Source organism: Micromonospora sp. WMMD1102 (assembly GCF_029626265.1).
Lineage (GTDB): Bacteria > Actinomycetota > Actinomycetes > Mycobacteriales > Micromonosporaceae > Plantactinospora.
The window spans coordinates 1804072-1821631 of the sequence record NZ_JARUBN010000001.1 but is presented as its reverse complement, the minus strand read 5'-3'; the positions used below and the strand labels follow the sequence as shown (position 1 = coordinate 1821631).

Genomic DNA, 17560 nt, shown 5'->3' with positions numbered 1-17560 from the left:
GGACCGACCGGTGACTGTCGACTTCTCACCCGGGCTCGCCTCGATCAGCACGTTCCGGGACGCCGAGGCGTGTGAGCGGGCCCGCCGGATTCCCCGGTCACGGATCACCGAGCATCCGAATCCCGACTTCCGGATCAGGGTGATCGAGGACCCGTCCGAGTTCTACCAGGCTTTCGCGGCCGACCTCGTCGGCGAGATCAGGCGCAGCCGGGACGCCGGGCAGGGCCTGGTGCTGATCCTGCCGGTCGGCCCGGTGCCCCAGTTCGAGATCGCCGCCCGTCAGATCAACCGGGAGCGCCTCAGCCTCGCGCACGTGACGACCTTCAACATGGACGAGTACGCGGACTCGTCGGGTACCACCGCCCCGATCAGCTGGGCGGGGTCGTTCCAGCGTGCGATGTGGGACTCGTTCTTCTCCCGGATCGACGAGGAGCTCCGCCCACCCGAGACGCAGATCCACTTCCCCACCAGCGAGGTCGTCGCCGACTACAGCACGATGGTCGAGGACGCCGGCGGCGCGGACGTCGTCTACGGCGGGATCGGCTGGGGCGGGCACATCGCCTTCTGGGAACCACACCTCGCGGACGAGTTCCGGGACGACCCGGCCGGCTACCGCGCCGCGGGCGCCCGGACCGTCGAACTGCACCCCATCACGATCATGCAGAACGCCCTGCACTCGTTCGGCGGCGACTGGTCCTGGGTGCCACCGTTCGCCTGCACGATCGGGCCGAGAGAAATCCTGGGTGCCCGTCGCCGGAGTTTCTGGCTCGACGGGGATCTCGGCAACGGTTACTCGTGGCAGCGGTTCATCGCCCGACTCGTCGCGCACGGCCCGGTCACCGAACACGTTCCGGGGAGTCTGTTACAGGAGGCCGGGGCCGACTACGCCCTCCTCGGCAGCGTCGCCGACGACCTCGTCATCTCGATGGCCTGAGCGGTGCCGTACGCCCAGCCGGGCGCCGGACCTGTCGACCCAGCTGTGAAGGAGCGCGTCGGGTGGCCACCGGAATCATCCCTCGTCCCGAGTCAGTCACCGAACTTCCGACGACGTTCCGGATCGACGCCGAGACCGTGATCGGGGCCTCGGCGGAATGCCGCAGGACCGCCGAGTTGCTCGCCGCGAGGTTGCGGGCCTCGACCGGCCACGGCATCCCGGTCGTGGTCGGGCCACCCGCCGACAGTGCCACGATCTCGCTGTCCACCTCGCCCGGGTTGGTGGAGTCCGCGTACACGGTCGTGGTCGAGGAGTCGGGCGTACGGCTGACCGGGGGTGACCCGGCGGGTGCGTTCCACGCGACGCAGACCTTCCTCCAGTTGTGCCCGCCCCAGGTGTTCCGGCGGGTGCTTCTGGGCGGCGTCGACTGGACCATCGGCGGGATACGCGTCGCCGACCGTCCCCGCTTCGGCTGGCGCGGCATGCTCGTCGACGTGGCGCGGCACTTCTTCGGCCGGAACGCGATCTTCAAGCTCGTCGACGCGCTCGCCCTGCACCACATGAACGTGCTGCACCTGCACCTGACCGACGACCAGGGCTGGCGCGTGCAGATCGACCGCTATCCGGAACTCACCCGCGTCGGCTCCTGGCGGGAGTTCTCCACTGCCGACAGCCAGTACATCCGCCCCGAGGGGGCCCCGCCGGTACGCGACCACGCTCCGCACAACGGGTACTTCACCAAGGAGGACCTCCGCGAGATCGTCGCGTACGCCGCGGACCGGTTCGTCACCGTCGTACCGGAGATCGACCTGCCCGGCCACTCGCAGGCGGCGATCGCCGCCTACCCCGAGCTGGGTAACGTCTCCGGCCCACTCGACGTCTGGACGGACTGGGGTGTCAGCAGGCACGTGCTCAACGTCGAGGAGTCGACGATGCGGTTCTACGAGCACGTGCTCGACGAGGTACTGGAAATCTTCCCGGGCCCGTTCGTGCACATCGGCGGCGACGAGGTCCCGACGGACGAGTGGCGGACGAGTGCCGCGGCGCAGGCACGGATCCGGCAGCTCGGGCTGCGCGACGAGTCCGAGTTGCAGGGCTGGGTGACGGACCGGTTCGCGACCTTCCTGGAGAAACGTGGGCGACGGGCCGTCGGGTGGGACGAGATCCTCGACCACCGGGTCCCGGTGCGGACGGTCGTGATGTCGTGGCGCGGCACGGCGGGCGGGATCGCGGCCGCGCGGGCGGGTCACGACGTCGTGATGACCCCCGACAGCGAGACGTATCTCTACCACCCGCAGACGGACGACCGCGGCGAGCAGCCCCTCGCCGCGGAGCCGCCGGTCACGCTCCGGCAGGTCTACGACTACGACCCGATTCCGCCCGGCCTCGCGCCGTCGGACGGGGCGCGGATCCTCGGCGCGCAGTGCCAGATGTGGACCGAGTTCGTGGTGTCGGAGCGTCAGATGCACCAACTCGTGTTTCCGCGCTTCTGTGCCTTCGCGGAGGCGGTGTGGCGGACGGGTCCGGGAGACTTCGACGACTTCTCGGACCGGCTCGCGGCGCACGCCGCGCGGCTGCACGCCCTGGATATCGACGGCTTCGAGCGGCGACCCTCGCCGGGGCCGACCGAGTCGACGAGGTTCCGGCCGGCGCCCTGAGCGCGGCACCCGCCGCCGATCCTGGTGATCCAGATGCTTCCCGCGACCGCTCCGCTGATCCCGACCTCCCTGGTGTTCAACTGCTCGGCCTGCTCGGTACGTACGCCGGGCTCATCCTCAGCTATGTCGCGTCGGTACTGCCGATCACGATCTGGCTGCTCCGCGGATTCCTCCGGGCCACAGTGGCAGCGGGTGCGGTGCAGGGATGACCACGGCCGTGTCGGCTATCCTCCGCCGCCGTCCCGCTCGGCGAGCAGCAGCAGGTCGGTGAGGACGAAGCCGGGCAGCGGCAGCGCCTCGGCGTGCCCGGCACCGGTCAGCACGAAGGTGCCGCCGATCTCGTCCGGCTGCCAACCGTGCCCGAGGGCGTGGTCGATCACCGCCCGGACGTGCCTCGGCTCCGGGTATACGCCGTCGGTCGCCGCCGGGTCGCCCCACGCCGAGCGGGGTGCCGTGGAGAGCAGGTCCACCTGGAGTGCCCGGCTGTTCTTGCCGGCGCCCCAGACGCGTACCCGGACGCACCGGCGCCAGCCCTGGACGGTCCGAACCTGGTCGATCCGGGCCGTCCAGGTGAACTGCCGGTCGTGGGCGTGCAGCCGGCGCAGCCTGGACCTCAACGGGAGCCACCCTCTCGGCGTTTTCGGGCCGACCCGGCGCGGCTACCATCCCGGCGGCGCCGCGGTCCGCTTCACTTGCCGAGGGTACGGCGTCCACCGGTCCGCCGGAGCCGCACGCCGGTCCCCGGTCGCGGCCGGCGGGTCTGCGAAGCTGCGGGGCAGACCCGCCGGCTCCGACCGGGGACCCGCCGTACGTCCGGCTGCCCGGGTGGGCCGGACGTACGGCGGGCCGGACGGTCAGCCGCCGCTCGGGACGGGCGGCAGGTCCTGGTGCCGGACGGTGTAGTCACCCCGGACGACCGGGGCGAACGGGCCCGGTCCCATGCAGGTGCCGGCATCCGCCGGGCCCCAGGTGCCGTTCTCGTCCTGTTCCGCGTTCACCACCGACCAGGAGAAACCCACCCGGTCAGGGCCGCCGTGCCGGCCCGCGTCGTAGACGCTGAAGCCGAGGCGCCGGCCGATCTCGTCCTGCGCCGGCTCGTCGGCCTCGGTGACGACGGCCGTCAGGACCGCCACGCCGGGCCCGGTCGCCAGGCAGTCGACCCGGGCCACCATCCGGACGGTGACGTCCACCTCGGCCACCCGGTGCGCGATGCGCACCGTTCCGGAGGCGTCGGTGGGCAGGCCCTCCGGCAGGTCCGGCATCGGCCGGCTGTACGGCCTACCGACCGCGTCGAAGGTGAACGTCCGGACGTCACTGTCCGGCCAGTACGTCAGCCGGACGTCCGCCGAGCCCGTCACCCGGGCCGCTGGTTCGGGCCGGAACTCCGGTACGGGTGCGGCGGACGCTTGCGACCCGGTCAACACGATGGCCACCGCTGCCGCCGCCGCACCGATCCGATAACTTGTCGTACCCATCGTCTCCCCCTTCGGTGGACGCCCGTCCGGGCGCTCCGGAGTCCAGGGTCCGGACACCGGCGCTCCGGCACCTCCCGCTCCGGAGCCAGCCCGCCCCCCCCGCCCGGGGTAGTCACCCGGCCACCGGCACCGTCCACTCCGATCCGGCACGGTCCACCCGGGAGTTCGGTGCAGCCTCCGATGACCGCTCTCGACGGCGAAGAAATGAACCATCCCAAATAGGCGTCAAAGTGGACAAAAAGCCTAGGATAGAGCGCTCTCACAGGCGCTTCGATATTGACGTCGTCTTATGTTCGCGGGAAGGATCGGGCTGGCGCGTACCCGAACCGTCCTGGAGGCACGACAATGCGTTCGCACTCGCGACCCCGAACACCACTGATAACGCTGCTCACCGGTCTGCTCGTCGTCTCGCTGCTGCCCTCCGGCTCCGCGTCCGCGGCGCCCGGCGAAGCCGCCGACTCCGCCGCCGCCACCGGCACCGCCGCCGGCTCGGGCGGGCACGGCGGCCGGCCCGACTACCGCAACCCGAGACTGCCGATCGACCGGCGGGTCGCCGACCTGCTCGGCCGGATGACCCTGGAGGAGAAGGTCGGCCAGATGGCCCAGGCCGAGCGGGCGGCGGTGGACGCCGACCCGACCCTGGTCGCCGAGTGGAACCTCGGCTCACTGCTCTCCGGCGGTGGCTCGCTGCCAACCCCGAACACCCCGGAAGCCTGGCTGTCGATGGTCAACAACTTCCAGCGACAGGCGCTGACCACCCGGCTGGGCATCCCGATCATCTACGGCGTCGACGCCGTGCACGGGCACAACAACGTCTACGGCGCCACCGTCTTCCCGCACAACATCGGCCTGGGCGCCACCCGCAACCCGCGACTCGTCCGGGAGATCGGCAAGGCCACCGGCGAGGAGGTGAAGGCCACCGGCATCCCGTGGAACTTCGCCCCCTGCCTCTGCGTCTCCCGCGACGAGCGCTGGGGCCGGGCGTACGAGGCGTTCAGCGAGGAGCCGGGGCTGGTCGGCGAGATGAGCAGCTACGTCGACGGGCTGCGCGACGCCGGGGTGCTCGCCACCATCAAGCACTACGCCGGGGACGGCGACACCGTGTACGACCAGGCCACCGCCGACGCGAACGAGAGCCTGCCACCCGGCTCCCAGCGGTACACCATCGACCAGGGCGTCACCGTGACCACCCGGGCCGAATTCGCCCGGACCAACCTCGCGCCGTTCTGGACCGCGCTGCGCCGGCACGACGTGGACAGCGTGATGCCCTCCTTCTCCAGCGTGGACTGGATCGAGGACGGCGTCGGCAACCCGGTCAAGATGCACGCGCACAAGGAGCTGCTCACCGACGTGCTCAAGGGTGCGCAGCGGTTCGAGGGTTTCGTCGTCTCGGACTGGGAGGGCCTGCACCAGATCCCCGACCCGGACGAGCCGACCGTGGCCGGGCTGACCGCGCACAAGGTACGGACCGCGGTGAACGCCGGCATCGACATGGCGATGGTGCCGAACAACGCCAAGCTCTTCATCGACCTGCTGCTCGCCGAGGTGCGGGCCGGCCGGGTCAGCCAGGCCCGGATCGACGACGCGGTACGCCGGATCCTGCGGGCCAAGTTCGAGATCGGCCTCTTCGAGCGCCCGTACGCCTCCGCCGACGACCTCGACGAGGTGGGCAGCCGGGAGCACCGGGCGCTGGCCCGACGGGCCGTCGCCGAGTCGCAGGTGCTGCTGAAGAACAGCAACCGGGCGCTGCCGCTGCGCTCCGACGCCAAGATCTATGTCGCCGGGCGGAACGCCGACGACATCGGCAACCAGTCGGGCGGCTGGACGATCACCTGGCAGGGCGCCTCCGGTGACATCATCCCGGGCACCACGATCCTGGAGGGCATCCGCGAGGTGGCGCCGCGCGCGAAGGTCACCTACAGCGCGGACGGCTCCGCCCCGACCGCCGGCTCGGACGTCGCGGTCGTGGTGGTCGGCGAGACGCCGTACACCGAGGGTTTCGGTGACGTCGGCGGGCCGGAGTGCGGCTGGTGCAGCACGCCGCAGCAGGAGGAGAAGTCGCTCTCCCTCCAGCCGGGCGACAGGGCGGTCGTCGACAAGGTCTGCGGGGCGATCGACACCTGCGTGGTCCTCGTCGTCTCCGGCCGGCCGCAGGTGCTCACCGACCAGCTCGGCCAGATGGACGCGCTGGTCGCGTCCTGGCTGCCGGGCAGCGAGGGTGCCGGCGTCGCCGACGTCCTCTTCGGCCGGCGCCCGTTCACCGGCCGGCTCTCGGTGACCTGGCCGCGCAGCGAGGCGCAGGTGCCGATCAACATCGGTGACCGGAACTACCGCCCGCTCTTCCCGTACGGGTACGGGTTGCGTACCCGCTGAGAGTCCGTCCGAGGAGATGCCGCCGCCGGTGCCCGTGACCCGGGTGCCGGCGGCGCGCCCCGGCCTACGGCGGCGGGCACCGCCGCCATGCCGGCCCACCGTCCGGCGGGCTTACCCGGCATCCCCCGGACCACCTGGTTGAATACCGGTCCATGGAAATCTGGGTAGTCCTCGCCGTCGGTCTCCTCCTGCTCGTGCTGCTCCTGTTCGAGTCCTCCTCGGCCACCCAACGCCAGCGGGAGACCGCCGCCCGACTGCGCCGGGTCGAACGGAAGCTCGACCTCGTACTGGACCATCTCGGTCTGGTCGATCCCGAGGCGGTGCCGTCCGAGGTGGTGGAGCACCTCCGGAAGGGACAGCGGGTCGCGGCGGTGCGGGCGTACCGGCAGGCGACCGGTGAGGGCCTGCTGGATGCGAAGCAGGCGGTCGACCGGATCGCGGAGCAGCGCGGGCTCTGACCGGTCGCCAGGTCCGACGAACCTGTCGAGGTGGGGCGGCGACCGGCGCCGGAGGATCGTCGGACCGGCCCGGTATGGTCCGGCCCGTGACGCACATCGACTGGTCCGGGGTTCGCGACCAGGTGACCGCGCTGGCCGGTACGCCGGACGGCAGGGTCTTCGGCGCCAACCGTCACAGGTTCCAGCTCGAGCCACCGCTGCGCCCCGCCGAGCTGGCGGAGTTGGAGGAGCAGCTCGGCGTGCGGCTGCCGGACGACTACCGCCACTTTCTGCTGGAGGTGGGCCGGGGCGGGGCCGGGCCGTTCTACGGGCTGTTCCCGCCGCGCCGGGTGGACGGCCGCTGGGGCTGGGCGGGCGACGGCGCCGAACTCACCGGGTTGGAAACCCTCGCCGAGCCGTTCCCGCACACCGCCGCGTTCAACCCGGCGGTGGACCTGCCGGAGCCGCCGGACGAGGCGGAGTTCGGCACCGACGAGGAGTTCACCGCGGCCGAGACCGCCTACTGGGAGCACTACGAACGGGTGATGTACGACCCGAGGCACACCGTCGGCGCCGTCTACCTGTGCCATCTCGGCTGCGCGTACCGGCACGTGCTTGTGGTCAGCGGCCCGGAGCGGGGCTCGATGTGGGCCGACGACAGCGCCGACGACAGCGGTTTCAGTCCGCTGGCCGGGCCGCACGGCGAGCGGATCGGCTTCGCCCGGTGGTATCTCGACTGGCTGGACGAGGCGACCGCCAGGGCCGCTCAACCACTGCCGTCGTAGATCGCGGCTACCCCGAACGGGATGCGCCCGGCCGAAGCCCGGAACGGCACGCGACGGCATCGGACCGGGGCGGCGAGCCGCTGTCGGGACAGCCGGCGGCGACACCGGACCGGGGCCGTCGGGCAGCCTGCTGGTTATCACCCGACGGCCCCGGCGGGGACCGGCCAAGGGACGGATCAGCCGGTCGCGCAGGCCGCGCCGTTGAGCGTGAACGACGCGGGCCGAGGGTTGCTGCCGGTGTGCGTGCCGTTGAAGCCGAAACTCGTCGAGGCGCCCGGGGCGAGCGTCCCGTTGTAGCTCAGGTTGGTGGCGGTCACCGCCGCGCCGGACTGGCTCACGGTGGCCGACCAGGCCTGGGTGATCCGCTGCCCGGCGGCGAAGGAGAAGGCCAGCGTCCAACCGTTCACCGTGCTCGTCCCGGTGTTGGTGACGGTGATCGTGCCGCTGAACCCGCTGCTCCAGTCGTTGCTGATGTAGCCGATCCGGCAGCCACCGGCCGGCGCGCTCGGGGTGGTCACCGACACCGGCGCCGACGCCGCCGAGACGTTGCCGGCCGCGTCCACCGCCACCACGTAGAACTGGTACGTGCTGCCGGCCGTCAACCCGGTGACCGCGAATGTCGGGGTGGTCGGCGAGCCGAGCAGGGCGTCGGTGGCGCCGGCCTCCCGGTAGACCCGGTAGCCGGTGACGCCGACGTCGTCGGTCGACGCGGTCCAGCTCAGGGTCGCTCCGGTCGCCGTCACCGCCGGGGCGGTCGGGGTGCCGGGCGTACCCGGTGGGGTGGTGTCGCCGGTCCCGGTCGGACGGGTGGTCACCGAGACCGGCGCGGACGCCGCGGAGCGGTTGCCGGCGGCGTCCTTTGCCACCACGTAGAACTGGTACGTCGTTTCGGCCGCCAGCCCGGTCACCGCGTACGTCGGGGTGGCCACCGAGCCGAGCAGCACGTCGGTGGCGCCGTTCTCCCGGTACACGTCGTAGCCGGTCACCCCGACGTTGTCGGTGGCGGCGGTCCAGGACAGGGTGGCTCCGGTGGCGGTCACCGCCGAGGCGGTCGGGGTGCCGGGCGCGCCCGGCGCGGTGCTGTCCGGCGCCGACGGTGCCGGTTCGGCGCCCCAGATCAGCGAGCCGCCCGCGTAGAGCGCCACCTTCGGGTTGGGTCCGGCGGTGGCCTGGTACGACGGGTCGTTGCTCGGATCCCAGGTGCCGCCCTCCGGTACGCCGATCTTGAACTGCACCTCCATCCGGTGCGCCGACTGTCCGGCCGGGGCGATGGTGTGCCCGGAGCAGTCGACCTCGACATACCAGACGTCGCCGGAGAGTTGTCGGGCGGCGGTCGGTGCCGGGCAGCCCTGGGTGTAGCCGCTTGTCACCTGGATCGCGCTGGTCCCCTCTGGCCGGAAGTAGTACCGGAACGCGGAGTCGGTGAGCGCCCGGGCCGGGAACGCGGACTTGTTGTAGACGATCGCCTTGATCCCGGTGGCCCTCGGCTCGGCCTGCATCACAGTGGTCTCCACGGTGATCTCGTCGATGTCCGGCCGTTCGGTCGGCGGGAAGCTCGCCGACGGCGTGCCGCCGTACTCGGAGACCAGCCGGGCCAGCGCGGAGGTGAGCCCGGCGTTGTAGTCGGTGGCGACCTCGTTCATCACGTAGTCGCTCCGGCTGTCGGTGTACGCGTCGTTCGGCGAGGACGGCCCGCCGACGAGTGCGCCGTAGAGGGTGTGCCGGGTCGCCTCCGGCACCTGCATGCTGTCCCACCAGGAGCCGTGCGCGGTGCGGTGGTGCGGGTTCTTCGGCGGGTTGGCACCAAAGCCGATCATGTAGCTGGAGTTGCGCGGGTTGTCGCCGAGGGCGTAGTCGATCTGCCGCACCGCGAAGTCGTGGTAGCGGGCCTTCCGGGTCGCGTCGGTGGTCCTGTCGCTGTAGACGAGTGCCGCGAACGCGGTGTTGGCGGCGTAACGCAGCGCACCCCAGGTGTCCAGCACGGCCATCCCGCCCGGGGAGGTGCGCACCTTCTCCCCGTTCACCCCGACCGTCCAGTAGTCGAGCCAGCGGTTGGCGTCGTCGACGTACTTCTGCTTGCCGGTCAGGTTGGCCAGCAGCACGTACGCCCCGAACTGCTTGTTGTCCCAGGCCACCGTCCACTTGTACATCCGGGTGCTGGACTGCTGCTCGGTGCCGAGCCGGTCGTACTCGGTCTCCGCCTTGGTCAGGTAGCTGGCGTCCCCGGTGGCCCGGTAGAGCCAGATCGCGCCCCAGACCAGTTCGTCCTGGTAGCCACTCCACGACTTGTAGAAGTTCGTCACGTCGGTGATGCACTCGTGGTACGCCCGGCGCACCGTGTCGGCGAAGCTGTAGAGCTGCCGGGCGTGCGTGACCAGCCGGTCCGCGTAGGCCGGGTCGGTGGGACGGAACACCATCGAGGAGGCGGCCATCGCCGCCGCCGTCTCGCCGGCCAGGTCCGAGCCGCCACAGCTGGCATCGATCTTGTACGCCGGCCGCGCCATCGGCAGCACCTCGGCCGGGCCCCACCACTTGTGGTCGTCGTCGCCCTTGCCGACCTGCCCGTAGAGCACGTTCGCCGACGGGTGCGCCCTGATGAAGTAGTCGTTGACGAAGCGCAGGTTGTTCAGCAGGTGCGGGAGCTGGCCGGAGGCCTGGTAGCCGGCCCGGTACTCCACAGCACCCCAGGCCAGCATCGTGGTGCTGAACGCCATCGGGAAGCCGAACTTGACGTGGTCGCCGGCGTCGTACCAGCCGCCGGTGAGGTCCAGCCGCACGTCGGAGCCGTCGGTCAGGGCCGAGTCGCCGCGCCAGGAGACCCTGCTCCAGTCGGGCAGCGGACCGGACTGCTGAGCCTCGTAGAAGTAGAGCGACTTCTGCAGCGCCTCGGCGTAGTTGAAGGCCGGCGCCGCCGCCACGGCCGGTCCGCTTCCCGCCGCCGTCGATCCGGTCGCGGCGAGCATCGGTCCGTTCCCGGCGGAGTCCGATCCGGTCCCGGCAGCCGTCGGGCCGGTCCGGGCCGAAGCGCCGCCGGGCGGTGCCGGGGCGGCGGTCGCCGGGGCGACGCCGGTCAGCACCAGGGCTGCGGCGCTCAGCGCCGCCGCACCGGCCACCGCCACCGAGCGGAGGTACCAGCGGCCCGGCCGCTGGCCGCGGTCGGGCCGCTGCCGGCCGTCTGGTCGCTGCCGACCGTCGAGGCGTTGCCGGGCGCCTGGCTTGGGCCGGGGACCGGGCCGGGGACGTTGCCCGTTCGGCCGGGCCGGGGCAATGCGGTCGCGCACTAGAATCGCTCCTGTCCGTGGAGCCGCGCGCGGCGACGCGTAGCGGAGGACACGAGGGGCGGATGTGGGCGCATCCGCCCCTCTCCCTGCGCGGTGCACGACGCGGGTGCTGGGCCTGGGAATTTCTGCTGCGGTGTGGTGCCGGTGCGAGGGAGGGTGGATCTCGTCCGTCGGAGCCCCGGGAGCGCTCCCATGGATGTCCAACAATGTAACCGCGCCATTGCCGGTTTGTGAAGGACCCAAACCGGCGACACCTCGATCACGATCGGGGACCGGCGACAGCCGACGGGGGACATCGGCGGGTTCCGGCGCCGCCCGCCCCGCGTATCGGCGGTCCGCGCCTCCGGCCGTACGCCCCCGACTCCCGACTCCCGACTCCCGGCTTCCGGCGCTCGTGGCGAAGGGGCCCCTCCGGCCGTCCTACCGGAGGGACCCCTCCCTTCTCGCCCCAGTCAGGCGGTTCCGGGGCCCGGCCCCGAACCAGGACCGGACCGCCGGGTCTGTGCCACGCCGCTACGCCTCGGCGGCGGCGGGAGTCTCTACCTCGGACGTCGCGGCGGCGCGAGCCCCGGCATCGGGAGCCCCGGCCGTCGAAGCTCGGGCCGTCGAAGCTCGGGCCGTCGAAGCCCCGGCCGTCGAAGCCCCGGCCGTCGGAGTACGCGCCGCGGGGACTCCGGTGGGGCTCTCGGTGGCGGGGACCCCAGCGGCCTGCCGGTCGTGCAGCGGCACCGTCACGGTCCACCGGCTACCGTCCCGGTCGATCGTCCGCGGCCGGCACAGCCGGTCCAGGAGACGCAGCATCCCCACGTTGTCGGCCCGGGTGTGCGCCAGCAGCGCGGCGTAGCCGGCCCGGCTGCCGTACCCGACCAGGCGGCGCAGAAGTGCCGTGCCGAGGCCCCGACGCTGCCAGCCGTCCTCGACCAGCAGGGCGAGTTCGGCCAGCACCCCCTCGGCGGACAGGTTCGCCATCCCCACCACCCGCTCCGGCGTGCCGTCCGCACCACCGGCCAGCGCCAGCAGGGTCACCCCGTGTGCCGGGGAGAGCAGCCGGCGCACCCGTTCCGGCGTCGCCACGCCCCGCGCCGGATAACGCCGGCCCAGACTCCGCGCCGAGCAGCGTGCGTGCATCGCCAGCAGCCCCGGCAGGTCGGCCGGCACCGCCGGGCGTACGGTCAACTCGGCCCCGTCCGGCAACACCAGGGTCACCCGGTCGGCGGCCTGCCGGGCCAGCACACCGGCCAGGTCCACCAGCGCCTGCGCGCGGGCGTACTCGGCAGGGGTGAAGCTCGGTGCGGTCCGGAGCACCTCGAAGGAGCCGCCGTACGGGTCGGGCAGTCGCATCGTCCCGGCGCCGTGCCCCGGACCGGTCGGGCCGCCGGCCACCGGCCGCCAGGTGACCGAGTCCGCGTTGAGCAGGCTGCGCAGCGACTCGCCGAGGGCGTCCGGGTCACGCACCAGCCGGCTGGCCAGGCCGAGTGCCCGGGTCGGCTGGTCGGCCAACCCCTGCGCCTCGCTGCGGGCCACCCAACAGTTCCGACCCCTCCCGCGCTCCACCGCCGCGACCAGGTCGTCCGAGGTCAACTCGGCCGGCGCGTCCACCAGGAAGTCGTCGACCGCTCCCGCCTCGGTCGTGTGCACCTGGACGGTGAGGATGTTCACCCCGCGCAGCGCCAGGCTGGCGGTGAGTACGGAGAGGAACCCCGGCCGGTCGGCCACGGTCGCCCTGATCCGCCACAGTGTCATCGCAACTCCTTCCGCTTCCAGGCTGCCGCCCGCTGTTGCCGGCCGGTTGCTCAGCGGTGACGGGTCGTGATCGCCGGCAGTCGCCCGGCCGCCGGTGCCGGCCCGGCCGTACCGACCGGCGCCACGGCGGAGCCGGCCGTCATCCGGGCCGGACCGACCGGCGCCACGGCGGAGCCCGCCGTGATCCCGGCCGGCGTCATCGTCCCGGTCGTCTCCGGCCCGATCGCCGGACCGGGCCTGTGGGGCGCCATCGGCCCGGCCAGCATCGCCGTGGAGCCGCCCGGCACCACCACCGGCGGCATCGGCACCACCGGGGACGGCCCGTCCGCCACCGGCCCGTCCGCCACCGGCCCGGCCGGCGTCGCCGCCTGCCCCGCGGGCGGCGCGCTGACCAGGTCGAGCCGGTCACCGAGAATGGTCGCGGCGGCGCGCACAAGTTGGGCGATCCGGTCCACCTCGGTGACGTGGAAGCCAGCCGCCTTGAGCCCTTCGCCGTCCACCCGGGCGAGCATCAGCACCAGTCCCGCCCGGCCGAACGGGGCGGCCGCGTAGTGGGTGCCCACCGGCCCGTTCAGTGCCCGGGCCCGCAACGGGGTCACCTCCGGCAACTCCAGCGGGCTCGGTGCCCGCCAGCTCGCGTACGCGACGGCGGGTGCGCCGCTGCCCCGCACCGTCCCGGCGCCCATCCCGGTGCGCGCGGCCCAGTCCGCCGGCACCACGGCCGCCGCGGCCCAGTCGGCGGCGAGCAGGCCGGGTACGGCGTCGACCAGGGTGCCCAGCCCGTCCGCCGGGTTGGCGGCGATCTGGGCGAGCAGCTCGGCGTCCTGACCGCCGCCGGTCGGCGAGCCGATCGCCCGCCACATGCCGTTCACCCGCACCCCGGGGATGGCGCCGAGGCCGGCGCAGAGCCGGTCGACCCGGGAGGCGCCCGGCCAGACCACCGTGAAGTCGTCCACCGCCCGGCCACCCAGCCGCTCCAGCACCACCACCTGGACGATGTCGGCACCCGCGACGCCCAGCGTGCGAGCGACCTGCCCGAGCGTTCCGGGTCGATCCGGCAGGGTCACCCGAACCCTCAGCAACATGTCCGTCCCCTCCGTCGGCGGACCGGCGCGCGTTCCGCCGGCGAACTGTCAACCAGGCTGCCCGATGACCATTTCGCCCCTGTTGCCGTGCCATGTCCCCACCGCAACAACCCGTGTTCACCCCGGAGACGTACGGTGCGCGCCGGCGCGCGAGCCAGCCGGCTCGGCCGGTCTCCCCCGGCAGGGCTTGACCGGACGGCCGAAGATGTCATCAACTGTCCGGATGACCGATCCGCCGGCCACCGCCGTCCGGCCGGAACCACCCGCTCCGTCCGGGCTCGACCTCGACCGGCTGGCCGGGCATCTCGCGGCACACCGCCCCGACCTGCTGGCCGGCCCGCTCCGGGCGGAAGTGCTCGCCGGCGGCCGGTCCAACCTCACCTACCTGGTCCGGTCCGGCGACCGCGAGTTCGTGCTGCGCCGGCCGCCGCTGGGACACGTACTGGCCACCGCGCACGACATGGGCCGGGAGTTCCGGGTGATCTCCGCGCTCGCCCCGACCGGCGTGCCGGTCCCGGCCGCCCTGCTGCACTGTGCCGACGAAGCGGTGCTCGGCGCGCCGTTCTACCTGATGGAGCGGGTGCCCGGGGTGGTGTTCCGCAGCCGCAACCAGACCGATCCGCTGACCTCCGCGCAGCGCCGCGCGCTCGCGCTGGTCATGATGGACGTGCTGGCGGAGCTGCACACCGTCGACCCGGCCGCCGTCGGGCTGGCCGACTTCGGCCACCCGGAGGGCTTCCTCGCCCGGCAGGTACGCCGCTGGGGCGGGCAGCTCGACCGGTCCCGCAGCCGGCCGCTGCCCGGCATCGACGAGCTGCGCCGACGGCTGGCCGCCACCGCACCGGACGGCGCCAACGCCGGGCGGATCGTGCACGGCGACTACCGGCTGGACAACCTGGTCGCCGCGTGCGGTCCCGAACCGGGCGACGCCCCGGAGAGCCCGCCGGTCGCGGTCCGGGCGGTACTCGACTGGGAGATGGCCACCCTCGGTGACCCGCTCGCCGACCTCGGGCTGCTGCTGACGTACTGGGAGGTGCTCGGTAACTCCGAGGTGGCCGAGGGCAACCCGGTGGCGGACGGGCTCGGTCCGCGGGCCGGCTTCCCCTCCGGCGCCGAGTTGCTCGACCGGTACGCGTCACGCAGCGACGTCGACGTCGGCCCGTTGGACTGGCACGTGGCGTTGGGCTGCTTCAAGCTCGCCGTCATCTGCGAGGGCATCCACTACCGGCACACCCTGGGGCAGACCGTCGGCGACGGGTTCGACCGGATCGGCGCCCTGGTCCACCCGCTGGTCGCGTACGGCCTGACCGCCTTCCGCCGGAACTGACCCGCCCCCGCCGCCACACCGCCGGACATCCCGCCGAGCGCACCTGCCGAGGAGTACCGATGGACTTCGGGTTCGATCCGCGCACCGCCGAGCTGCACGAGGCGCTGCACGACTTCCTGACCGACCGGATCCTGCCGGCCGAGCCGGTCTACGCCGAGCAGGTCGCCGCCGCGGAGAGCGGAACCGGCCGGTGGAGCCGACCGCCGGTCATGGCGGAGTTGCAGGCCGAGGCCCGGCGCCGGGGCCTGTGGAACCTCTTCCTGCCCCATCCGGAGTACGGCGCCGGGCTCGGCAACCTCCAGTACGCTCCGCTGGCCGAACTGACCGGCCGCAGTCCGCAGCTGGCCCCGGAGGCGCTCAACTGCGCCGCACCGGACACCGGCAACATGGAACTGCTGGCCGACTTCGGCAGCCCGGCGCAGCGGGAGCGCTGGCTGCGCCCGCTGCTCGACGGCGAGCTGCGGTCGGCGTTCTGCATGACCGAGCCGGAGGTCGCCTCCTCGGACGCGACGAACATCGCCACGAGGATCGAGCCGGACGGCGACGGGTACGTGGTCACCGGGCGGAAGTGGTGGTCGACCGGGGCGATGGACCCGCGCTGCGGGATCTTCGTGGTGCTGGGCAGGACCGACCCGTCGGCGCCCCGGCACCGGCAGCACAGCATGGTGCTGGTGCCCCGGGACACTCCGGGGGTGACGGTGCACCGGGGCCTGACCGTCTTCGGCTACTCCGACGGCGCACACGGCGGGCACGCCGAGGTGAGCTTCGACGACGTACGGGTGCCGGCGGACCACCTGATCGGTGCTCCCGGCGACGGCTTCCCGATCGCACAGGCGCGGCTCGGTCCGGGCCGGATCCACCACTGCATGCGCCTGGTCGGGATGGCCGAGCGCGCCCTCGAACTGCTCTGCCGGCGGGCCGCCGAGCGGGTCGCGTTCGGCCGGCCGCTTGCCGAGCAGGGCGTGGTGCGGGAGTGGATCGCCGAGTCCCGGGTGCGGATCGAGCAGGCCCGGCTGCTGGTGCTGAAGACCGCCTGGCTGATGGACACCGTCGGCAACAAGGGCGCGCACACCGAGATCCAGGCGATCAAGATCGCTACTCCGGCGATGGCCGAGTGGGTGATCGACAAGGCGATCCAGGCGCACGGCGGGGCCGGAGTCAGCCAGGACACGCCGCTGGCCGCGCTCTGGGCCGGCGCCCGTACCCTCCGGTTGGCCGACGGCCCGGACGAGGTGCACCGGGCCGCGCTGGCCCGCCGCGAGCTGCGCCGCTGGACCGGCGACTGAGCCGCCGCGCCGCCCGGGGCGCACGGCCAGGATGTCAGCTGGCCGGACCACCGCTACCCGGGGGACAGAGCCACGACGCCGCCCGGCCGGAGCGGCGACCGGTGCGGCCGGCCGGGTTCAGCCGGACTGGCGGTGCACCAGATGGGTGTCGAGCAGCACGTAGGGCACGTCGCGCTCCTCCCGACGGATCCGCGAGACGAGCAACCGGGCCATCTGCCGCCCCATCTCCTCCATCGGCTGGAAGACGGTGGTAAGCGGCGGCTCGGTCTGCCGGGCGATCGGGGCGTCCTCGAAGCCGACCACCGCCACGTCCTCGGGGACCCGCCGGCCCGCCTCGCGCAGCGCCCGCAGCGCCCCGCAGGCCATCAGGTCGGAGGCGACGAAGACCGCGTCGAGTTCGGGGCAGCTGTCCAGCAGCCGGCGCATCGCCGCCGCGCCACTTGTCTCGCTGAAGTCGCCGTACGCGATCATGCCCTCGCTGACCAGCCCGCCGCTGTCGCGTACCGCCTCCCGGTAGCCGGTCAGCCGGGCCACGCCGACGCCCATGTCCTGCGGGCCGGCGATCGTCGCCACCCGCTTGCGGCCCTGCCCGACGAGGTATTCGACCGCCTGCCGGGCGCCACCGGCGTTGTCCACGTCGACGAAGTACGCCCCGGAGGGGTCGCCGAGCATCCGGGCCGGCCGGCCGCCGAGCACGGTCGGCAGCTCGCGCTGTTCCAGCAGGGTGGGCAGCGGGTCGGCGTCGTGCAGCGAGAGCAGCAGCACGCCGTCGACGTGCTGGTTGGTCAGGTGGTGCTCGACCCGTTCCCGCTCGGCCGGCGACTGTGCCATCGCCAGCCAGAGCTGCATCGGGGTCTCCAGCAGTGCGGAGCTGATCCCGCGCACGATGCCGGCGAAGAACGGCTCGCCGAAGACCCGCTCCTCCGACTCGGAGACCACCAGGGCCACCGAGTCGGTCCGCTGGGTGACCAGGGCCCGGGCCGCCCGGTTCGGCACGTAGCCCAGCTCGGCGATGGCCCGCTGCACCGCCGCCCGGGCCTCCGGGCTCACCTGTGGTGATCCGTTGACGACGCGGGACACGGTGCCCCGCCCCACTCCGGCGCGGGCGGCGACCGCGTCCAGGGTGGGCCGCCCGAGCGAGCGGGTGCGCTGGGTTGTCATCGTCTGTCCCTCCGA

The 17560-nt window shown here is 73.0% G+C and carries 12 protein-coding genes and 1 pseudogene; 7 read left to right on the top strand and 6 right to left on the bottom strand.

What is annotated here, in order from left to right; all coding sequences use genetic code 11:
- Window positions 1-10 precede the first annotated feature (10 nt).
- Window positions 11-934: a hypothetical protein gene (locus O7626_RS08275; RefSeq protein ID WP_278060560.1), complete on the top strand. Its 924-nt coding sequence runs from the start codon at window positions 11-13 to the stop codon at window positions 932-934.
- A gap of 62 nt (window positions 935-996) precedes the next feature.
- Window positions 997-2592 (top strand): beta-N-acetylhexosaminidase, encoded by a 1596-nt coding sequence (locus O7626_RS08270; RefSeq protein WP_278060559.1) that lies wholly within the window; start codon window positions 997-999, stop codon window positions 2590-2592.
- Window positions 2593-2816: 224 nt separating this feature from the next.
- Here the strand turns inward: O7626_RS08270 and O7626_RS08265 are convergent, their stop codons facing one another.
- Together O7626_RS08265 and O7626_RS08260 are read right to left on the bottom strand one after the other, a co-directional pair.
- Complete coding sequence (locus tag O7626_RS08265; RefSeq protein WP_278060558.1) at window positions 2817-3209, bottom strand: integrase; 393 nt, start codon at window positions 3207-3209, stop codon at window positions 2817-2819.
- Between the two features lie 237 nt (window positions 3210-3446).
- Complete coding sequence (locus tag O7626_RS08260) at window positions 3447-4067, bottom strand: hypothetical protein (protein WP_278060557.1); 621 nt, start codon at window positions 4065-4067, stop codon at window positions 3447-3449.
- Window positions 4068-4412: 345 nt separating this feature from the next.
- Between O7626_RS08260 and O7626_RS08255 the strand changes: the two genes are divergently transcribed.
- The 3 genes from O7626_RS08255 to O7626_RS08245 all read left to right on the top strand — a co-directional run bounded on the left by O7626_RS08255 (window position 4413) and on the right by O7626_RS08245 (window position 7662).
- Window positions 4413-6440: a glycoside hydrolase family 3 protein gene (locus tag O7626_RS08255; RefSeq protein WP_278060556.1), complete on the top strand. Its 2028-nt coding sequence runs from the start codon at window positions 4413-4415 to the stop codon at window positions 6438-6440.
- A 152-nt stretch (window positions 6441-6592) separates the two neighbouring features.
- Entirely contained in the window at window positions 6593-6898 is a 306-nt protein-coding gene (locus O7626_RS08250) for a hypothetical protein (protein ID WP_278060555.1), read from the top strand.
- A gap of 86 nt (window positions 6899-6984) precedes the next feature.
- On the top strand, window positions 6985-7662 hold the full coding sequence (locus tag O7626_RS08245) for an SMI1/KNR4 family protein (protein WP_278060554.1): 678 nt from the start codon (window positions 6985-6987) through the stop codon (window positions 7660-7662).
- Between the two features lie 176 nt (window positions 7663-7838).
- Here O7626_RS08245 and O7626_RS08240 read toward each other — a convergent pair whose 3' ends face one another.
- From O7626_RS08240 to O7626_RS08230, 3 genes and pseudogenes are all read right to left on the bottom strand, one after another.
- Window positions 7839-10625: a glycoside hydrolase family 9 protein gene (locus O7626_RS08240; RefSeq protein ID WP_278066101.1), complete on the bottom strand. Its 2787-nt coding sequence runs from the start codon at window positions 10623-10625 to the stop codon at window positions 7839-7841.
- Window positions 10626-11456: 831 nt separating this feature from the next.
- Window positions 11457-12686: a GNAT family N-acetyltransferase gene (locus tag O7626_RS08235; RefSeq protein WP_278060553.1), complete on the bottom strand. Its 1230-nt coding sequence runs from the start codon at window positions 12684-12686 to the stop codon at window positions 11457-11459.
- Window positions 12687-13069: 383 nt separating this feature from the next.
- Window positions 13070-13771 (bottom strand): annotated as a pseudogene (locus O7626_RS08230) (amino acid-binding protein); the annotation flags it as partial.
- A gap of 223 nt (window positions 13772-13994) precedes the next feature.
- Between O7626_RS08230 and O7626_RS08225 the strand changes: the two are divergent.
- The gene (locus O7626_RS08225) at window positions 13995-15098 is read left to right on the top strand and encodes a phosphotransferase family protein (RefSeq protein WP_278060552.1); all 1104 of its coding nucleotides are present in this window, start codon (window positions 13995-13997) and stop codon (window positions 15096-15098) included.
- A 59-nt stretch (window positions 15099-15157) separates the two neighbouring features.
- Entirely contained in the window at window positions 15158-16384 is a 1227-nt protein-coding gene (locus O7626_RS08220; RefSeq protein ID WP_278060551.1) for an acyl-CoA dehydrogenase family protein, read from the top strand.
- A gap of 117 nt (window positions 16385-16501) precedes the next feature.
- Here the strand turns inward: O7626_RS08220 and O7626_RS08215 are convergent, their stop codons facing one another.
- Window positions 16502-17545, bottom strand: a complete 1044-nt coding sequence (locus tag O7626_RS08215; protein ID WP_278060550.1) for a LacI family DNA-binding transcriptional regulator — start codon at window positions 17543-17545, stop codon at window positions 16502-16504.
- Window positions 17546-17560: the final 15 nt, after the last annotated feature.